This is a genomic window from Glutamicibacter sp. AGC46 (assembly GCF_053543715.1).
In genome coordinates, this window is the sequence record NZ_JBLVOJ010000013.1 from 14,627 (window position 1) to 21,381 (window position 6,755).

Annotated in this window: 4 protein-coding genes; 1 reads left to right on the forward strand and 3 read right to left on the reverse strand. The window is 66.0% G+C overall.

Annotated elements, in window-relative coordinates; all coding sequences use genetic code 11:
• Positions 1-74: 74 nt before the first annotated feature.
• From ACNPM8_RS10055 to ACNPM8_RS10065, 3 genes are all read right to left on the reverse strand, one after another.
• The gene (locus ACNPM8_RS10055; RefSeq protein WP_105662606.1) at positions 75-1,349 is read right to left on the reverse strand and encodes an MFS transporter; all 1,275 of its coding nucleotides are present in this window, start codon (positions 1,347-1,349) and stop codon (positions 75-77) included.
• A 113-nt stretch (positions 1,350-1,462) separates the two neighbouring features.
• Positions 1,463-4,555: an AAA family ATPase gene (locus tag ACNPM8_RS10060; protein WP_448939781.1), complete on the reverse strand. Its 3,093-nt coding sequence runs from the start codon at positions 4,553-4,555 to the stop codon at positions 1,463-1,465.
• Positions 4,552-5,718, reverse strand: coding sequence for an exonuclease SbcCD subunit D (locus ACNPM8_RS10065; protein ID WP_448939782.1), 1,167 nt, complete (start codon positions 5,716-5,718; stop codon positions 4,552-4,554). The genes ACNPM8_RS10060 and ACNPM8_RS10065 overlap by 4 nt, the downstream gene beginning before the upstream one ends.
• A gap of 51 nt (positions 5,719-5,769) precedes the next feature.
• On the opposite strand from ACNPM8_RS10065, the gene ACNPM8_RS10070 reads away from it, so the two are divergent.
• Positions 5,770-6,708 (forward strand): hypothetical protein, encoded by a 939-nt coding sequence (locus tag ACNPM8_RS10070; protein ID WP_332488207.1) that lies wholly within the window; start codon positions 5,770-5,772, stop codon positions 6,706-6,708.
• The last annotated feature ends 47 nt before the right edge of the window (positions 6,709-6,755 follow it).

The following is a 6,755-nucleotide window of genomic DNA, read 5'->3' on the forward strand; positions in this document are numbered from 1 at the left end:
TGCTGGGCGAGGTGCACGGGGATGCTTCTTATCCAGCTTTGCTGGCCGGCCGCAAGATGCGCAGAGTTCTTGCCCTAGCGGACGCGGGCCAGCGTCGGGGACTTCGCGACAACGATCTTCATCGCCACAGCGGCCAGGAAGATCACCAGTGCGCCACCGGTGGAGACCCAGAAGGCGCCGAGGTAGCCCAGGGTCTCGGCGAAGACGCCGGCCAAGCCGTTTCCGATCGCGGTTCCCACAACAATGCCGGCAGAGAGCATGGTCATCACGGTGGACAGGCGCTGCGGCGGAGCGACTTCGCCGCCCAGGGTCATGACCGTGACGATCACCGGCCCTACCGCAAATCCTGCGATGAACAGGGCAACCAGCATCAGCGGGACATTGCCGGCCACGTGCAGGCCGAAGCTGAGCACGGTCAGTGCTGCGCCGCACAGGATCCAGCGGTTGATCTGCTTGAAGGCCTGCGGCCAAGCGGCCACGGAGATCGCGGCAATCGCGCTGGAGAAGCCCATGGCGCCATAGAGCAGGCCGCCGGAGTTGGAATCGCCCTGCGCCCCGGCAAAGGCCAGGGTACCGGCCGCCGAGGAACCGAAGACCGTGCCCAGCGCCATCATGCCCAGGACCAGGGCACCGATCGCGGCAACCTGCGCGCCGCTGATCGAGACCTTGGGAGTGTGCTCGGCGGTTCTCGCCGGCTTCACCGCATTGCCGGTACGGTGCGAGGCGAACACCGGCACCAGCACCAGGGTCAGCAGGGCGGCAAGGTAGAGCGGCAGCACCGGATCCACCAGGGAGGCCAGCAGGCCCACGGCAACCGGGCCGAAGACGAAGCCCAGTTCATCGAACATGGACTCCAGGCTCAGTGCCGCCGAAAGGACCTTGTGGTTCTTCTTCTGCTGGCGGGTGATTGCAATCCAGCGGACGCGGGACATCGGGCCGACCTGCGGGCCGGTAGCACCGGCGGCCAGGCACATGATCGAGAGCAAGGCCGCGGACATGTCCGGTCCCGAATCGGCAAACAGCGTCAGGGCAACCAGCAGGATGGTGTGGATGACCGCGACAGTGGTCAATACCGGGCGCTGGCCCACCCGGTCAGCCAGATAGCCGATGCTCGGACCGCCAATGGCGGACCCCAGGCCAACCATGGCCGCGGCCAAGCCGCCCATGGCATATGAGCCGGTGGTAGCAGTTACCAGGGTCATGGACCCGATGGTGAGCATCGCCAGCGGGAGGCGTGCAAGGAAAGTAAGCGGCAGGAAGGGTGCTCCCACCAAAGGAACTAACGCGGAGTATCCGGACATCTTCTCGGATTCCTCACTGTTTTCCTTCGACAAAGTAGGCTGAGTCAACAAAACTCCATGACGAAGCGTGCGTCGTCCCACACCCCCCGACGCACAAAATTTCCCAGGCATGCCTGATGGCACTACTTTCAAGATAGCTACTGCCCTGGGGCAAGTCCAATCTATCCAGCCAAGATCACAGTGCCATCGCGTTCAATGGTGGAACCGTGCTGGGTCTTGCTGACCGAAATCCGATTGGTGATGCGCTGCTTCATTTCCGCCACGTGGGAGACCAAGCCGATGGTCCGTCCGCCGGCACGCAAGTTTTCCAGTGCCTGCATGACTTCTTCCAGCGTCTCGGCATCAAGTGAACCGAAGCCTTCATCGACGAAGAGCGTCTGCATGTCCACGGCCCCGGAATGGTGCGAAATGACATCCGCCAGGCCCAGTGCCAGGGCCAGCGAGGCCATGAAGGTCTCGCCTCCGGAGAGCGTCTGGGTTTCCCGGCGCTTCCCGGTCCACGAATCGAGCACCTGCAGCCCCAACCCGGACTTCGAATTGCCCTGCTTGGAATCATCATGGTGCAGCGAGTAGCGGCCGCCGGACATCATGCCCAGGCGCTGCGTTGCGGCGATGGCCACTTCCTCCAGCCGGGCAGCGAGCACATAGGTGCTCAGCGTCATCTTGTAGAGGTTCTCTCCCCCGCCACGAATCACTTCAGCCAATCCGCGCAGCCGGCGGTAGTCTTCGATGACCGGGCCTGCCTCGGTCCGCTGGCGTTCAAGGTCAGTGGCTGCTTGCTCGTGGCGAGCGAGCTGGGTCTGCGCCAGCACTTCTTGTTCCCGCGCCGCTTCGAAGCGTTCTTCGGCGAGGGAAGAGAGCAGCTTCGCTTCGGCAATCCCTTCTTCGCTTGGCCCTTCCACACCCTGCGCGGATAATTCCTGGGCCTTGCGGCAGTCCTGCGACGCTTCAAGCGTGGCAATGGCACTGGCCAGGTCGGCATCGGCACGCTGCAGCTGGCGCAGGCGCTCGCGTTCGGCGCTGTCCAGCAAGGCGGCCTCGAAGGCAGCCGGATTCTCGAAACCGGCGGCCGTGCGCTGGCTATTCCAGGTGGCCTCGGCCTTCTCCAGCGCCTCGCCCGCCTCGAGGAAACGGCGCAGGTTCTGCACCGCACTGGCCAAGCCCTGGGACGTAGCGGACAGCTGCGCCACAAGTTCGGCCAGGTTCTCCCGGCCTTGGCGCAGCTGCTCCAGCTTGGCGTCGAGTTCTGCCAGCTGGGTTTGCAGGGACTGCGCCCGCTGCTTCGCGGTGGCGTGCTCGAGTACCGCCTGGGTTGCGCGCGCGTTCTGCTGCTCGGTACGCTGGCGCACCGCATCCAGCTTTGCCACGCGGGCAGCGATTTCTCCTTGCTGCTTCTGCTCCCGTTCCAGCCCGGCCTGCGCCGTGGCAAGCTCCGCCCGCAGGTCCGCGACCGGGGCATCGCCGGCAGCTTCCTGCGCGGTCTGGAACTTGGCCACCAGGGTGTCGCGCGCCTGCGCGGCCCGTTGCCCGGCAGCTCTTGCCACAGCCACCGCGGTTTCCAGCGTCTGGATCTGCTCATCGTCGATCAGCGGCGCATCGGCATCCGCCCGGGCCGGGGCGGGATGCTCTTGCGCACCGCAGACCAGGCACGGTTGCCCGTCTTCCAGCGCGGCAGCCAATCGCAAAGCGCTCTGGGCCAGCTGCTCGGTACGCAGGTCAAGCAAGGTATTGGCTACGCCTACAATCTCCAGCTCTTGTGCGCTGGACTGCTCCCGTGCGGCCAGCGCCTGCTTCTCCAGGGCGTCGCGCTCGGTGGCATGCTGGATCCTGGTCTCCAGCCCCTTCACCTGTTCCTTGGCCTGCTGGACCTTGCCGCCGGCGGCTACCTGGTCGAGGTCCGCGGCTTCCAGCGCAGCACGTTCGGCCTTGAGCATGGCAACTTCGGCTTCGGCCTGGGCACGGGTCTCTTCCTGAGCAGCGGCCAGTTCGGCGGCCTTGCGTGCCTGGCCGGCCAGGACGCCGCGGCGCTTTTCATCGTCCAGGCCCGCCTTGGCCACCGCTAGTTCTTCGGCCGCTTGCTGCGCCGGCAGGCGCAGCTGCTCCAGACCGGCAGCGTTGGCGCTGGGGTCCAGCCCCTGTTCGGTTTCAAGCCACAGCTTGCTGTCCAGCCAGGTTGCCTTGGCCTGCTCCTGGGCGACGGATGCCTCCTGGAGCTGGGCCTGGTAGGCACGCACCGCGCCTGCCTTGGCATCGCTGTCCAAGCGCGCGGCAGCCGCTGCGGCCGCTTCATGGTTCTGGGCATAGCCGGCCTGCATGCCGCGCAGCTCGGCCAGGCGCGCGAAGATCCGGCGGCGTTCCTCCAGGGCCTGCGCCTGCTCGCGGGTGCGGGTCATCTCGGTGCGCAGTTTGGCCGCTTCTAGGGCCGAGTCCCGGTGAACCGCCGCGATCCGGCGGTGATAGCCGGCGAACTGCTCGGCACTGCTCAGGTCCACCGCCGCGGCCTGTCCAGCGCCATCGGCGTCGGCGTTCGCTTCGCCGTCGGCCTCGGCGGGCTCATCGCTGGCTTCGCGGCCAGCGAGGAACGCCCGGGCAGCGGAATGGATGGCCTCTTCGCTGGCGCTCAGGCGTGCTTCCAGGCTCTCGGTTTTCTTGCGCTCTTCGGCCAGCCGAGCGGCGAATTCATCCTCGATCCGCGCATAGCCGCTGGTATCGAAGAGATTCGCCAGGAGATCTTCGCGGTCCTTGGCCTTGGCCCGCAGGAAGTCCGCAAAGCCGCCCTGCGGCAGCATGACTACCTTGGTGAACTGCTCGCGGTCCAGACCCAGCAGGCTGCCCAGGACGTGGCCCACCTCGTCGTTGCGGGTGGACAGTTCCTTCCAGCCCGAACCGGTGAACTCGCGCAGGAAGCTGGCGGCCTTCTGCTCGGTGGTCTTGTTCTTGCCGCGCTTGGACGGGCGCATCCAGGCCGGCGAACGGGTGACCTCGAAGCGCCGGGCGCCGATGGTCAGCTCGCAGACCACTTCCGGAGCCAAACCGGCCGGGGCATGGTCCGAACGGATCTGCCGGCTGCCGGCGCGGCTTCCGGGCAACGCACCGTACAGGGCGTAGCAGATCGCATCCAGGATGCTGGACTTGCCGGCACCGGTGGGGCCATCAAGCAGGAACAGCCCGCCTTCGGCCAATTCATCGAAGTCGATCTCTTCGGTGCCTGCGAAGGGCCCGAACGCCTGGATCTGGAGTTTGTGGATTCTCACTGGCTGGCCTGTGCCTCTCGGGTGGCTTGGATGACGGCGCCGATGACTTCCCGTTCCAGTTCATCGGCCGCGCGTTCGCGGACATGTTCCATGAAGTCCCCCACCACTTGTTCGGTGCTGGCGGCCTTGGCCATGCGCTCGGCATAGCTCGCCGGCTTGGCATCCCCGCCGGCGTGTTCGGGGGCGAAATTGAGCACCACGGTGTCGGGGAAACGGGTTCGAATCGTTGCCATCGCGTCGGCGGGGCGTTCGCTATCGATCAGCGTGACCTGGCACCATGCATCGGCGGCGGATTCCAGTTCCGGATCCGCCAGGAGCTCAGCGAGCTTGCCCTTGAGGATGGCCAATTTCTTCGGCACCGGAAGCAGGACTTCCTGCACGGACTCTATGCCCCGGGCGTTGGTGTCGATCAGCCATACGCCCTTGCGCTGCGTTGCCTCGGAGAAGGAGTATGCCAGCGGAGAGCCCGAATAGCGCACGTGCTCCTTGACCTTCTGCCGTCCATGCAGGTGCCCCAGCGCCGAGTAGTCGAAGCGCTCGAAAAGCTCTGCCGGAACCACGTCGAGGTTGCCGGTGCTCAGCTCGCGTTCGGAGTCGCTGCCGTAGCCGCCGGCGGCGAACAGGTGGGCCATCGCGATGGAAACTACCGGTTTTTCCCCTGCCCGCAGTTGCGCAAGATCTTCTTCGATCTGCGCGATGGCCGCTCGGACCACCGCTTCGTGGTTGGCCTTTTCCACGCCCAGGCGTTCCATCACCATGCGCGGTTCCAGGTACGGGATACCGTAGATGGCCACCCAGTGATCGCCGGCATCGTGGATAACCGGCAGCAGCATGCGCTGGAGGTCGGCGATGATGTGCACCCCGGCGCTGTCCAGGAGCTCTGCGCCGAAGCCCAGACGGGAGGCCGAGTCGTGGTTGCCGCTGGTGACCACGACGGCGGCCCCGGTGGCGCGCAGCTCGCGCAGCACCCAGTTGCACAACTGGACGGCATCCACATGCGGCAGCGCGCGGTCGTAGATGTCACCGGAAATCAGCACCGCATCAACCTGCTGATTAATCGTGATAGCGATGATTTCCTGCAGCACTGCGCGCTGCGCTTCGATCAGGGAGGCCCCGTGGAAGGTCCGTCCCAAATGCCAGTCCGAGGTGTGAAGCAATCGCATGTGTCCAACCTTATGCAATGCCGCGGACAACTTGGACATTAGAATGGTGATGTGAATGAAACCGGTGAAACTGCACTCCTGCCAGAGAACTACTCAGACAAGGTGTTTGCGATCCTCCTCGGCCTAGCCGATGGCGCAACCCACGCCCGTGACGAAATTGACCCCGGGGCCACCGAAATCCTCCCGCTCTACCTGGCCGACGGCCTGCTGGAAGCGCTGGAATGGGCCAACGACGGTGTCGCCAGCGACGAAGCGGCCTGCATGTGGCTTGCGGCCCTGCGCGGCTACAGCAAGATCGCCGGCTCCTTCCCGGAACGCGCCCCGCAACCGCTGGGCCGCTGGATCGACAAGGAATTCGCCAACGTCGAGATCTTCGAGAAGATCCTGGACGGCGATCCGCAGAACCTCGCCGGCCTGGACAGCCCCGACATGGGACAGCCGGGGCGTCCCACCGGCGCTGGCGCCGACTCCACCGGCGTGCTGCCGCGTGCCGCGATTGCCGCGCTGCTGGCCCGGGTCCCTGTGGGCACCACCGAGACCCTGGCCCGTTCGGCCGCCTTCCTGACCCACGACGACCAGGCGGCCAAGACCGCCATTGCCGCGGCGAAGATCATCCGCTCGGCCATGGAACGCTCCGAGGCCGCCGCCGGCGAATGGGCCGAGCTGCTCGTTGGCCTGCAGGGCCCGTCGGCCGATGCGCTGCGCGAGGTGGCCACCAGGATCGCCGAGAACATCTCGCTGTCCGCCGAAGAGGCCTACGCGGCGTACTTCGGCGAGCATGCCGCCGAGCAGGACGCGGAATCGGACATCGAGGCCGCCCCGGCGGCAACCGCCGAAGAAGAAGCTGCCCGGGATCCCGAGGTCGACGCCTACGCTGTAGCGCTGCTGGCTGCCATCTACGGCACCGAAGCCGTCGGCGAGCGCCCCGCGAGCGCACTGGATGACATCATCTCCGAGCTGCATGACCGCTGGATGGCACTGCTGGTCTAGGAACCGCGCCCAGAAAAAAATGGCAGAAGCGCGGGCCGGCACAGATT

What these genes read in the sequence shown, in the direction of transcription:
- ACNPM8_RS10065 (WP_448939782.1), bottom strand. Translation starts at nt 5,718, where the DNA reads ATGCGATTGCTTCACACCTCGGACTGGCATTTGGGACGGACCTTCCAC.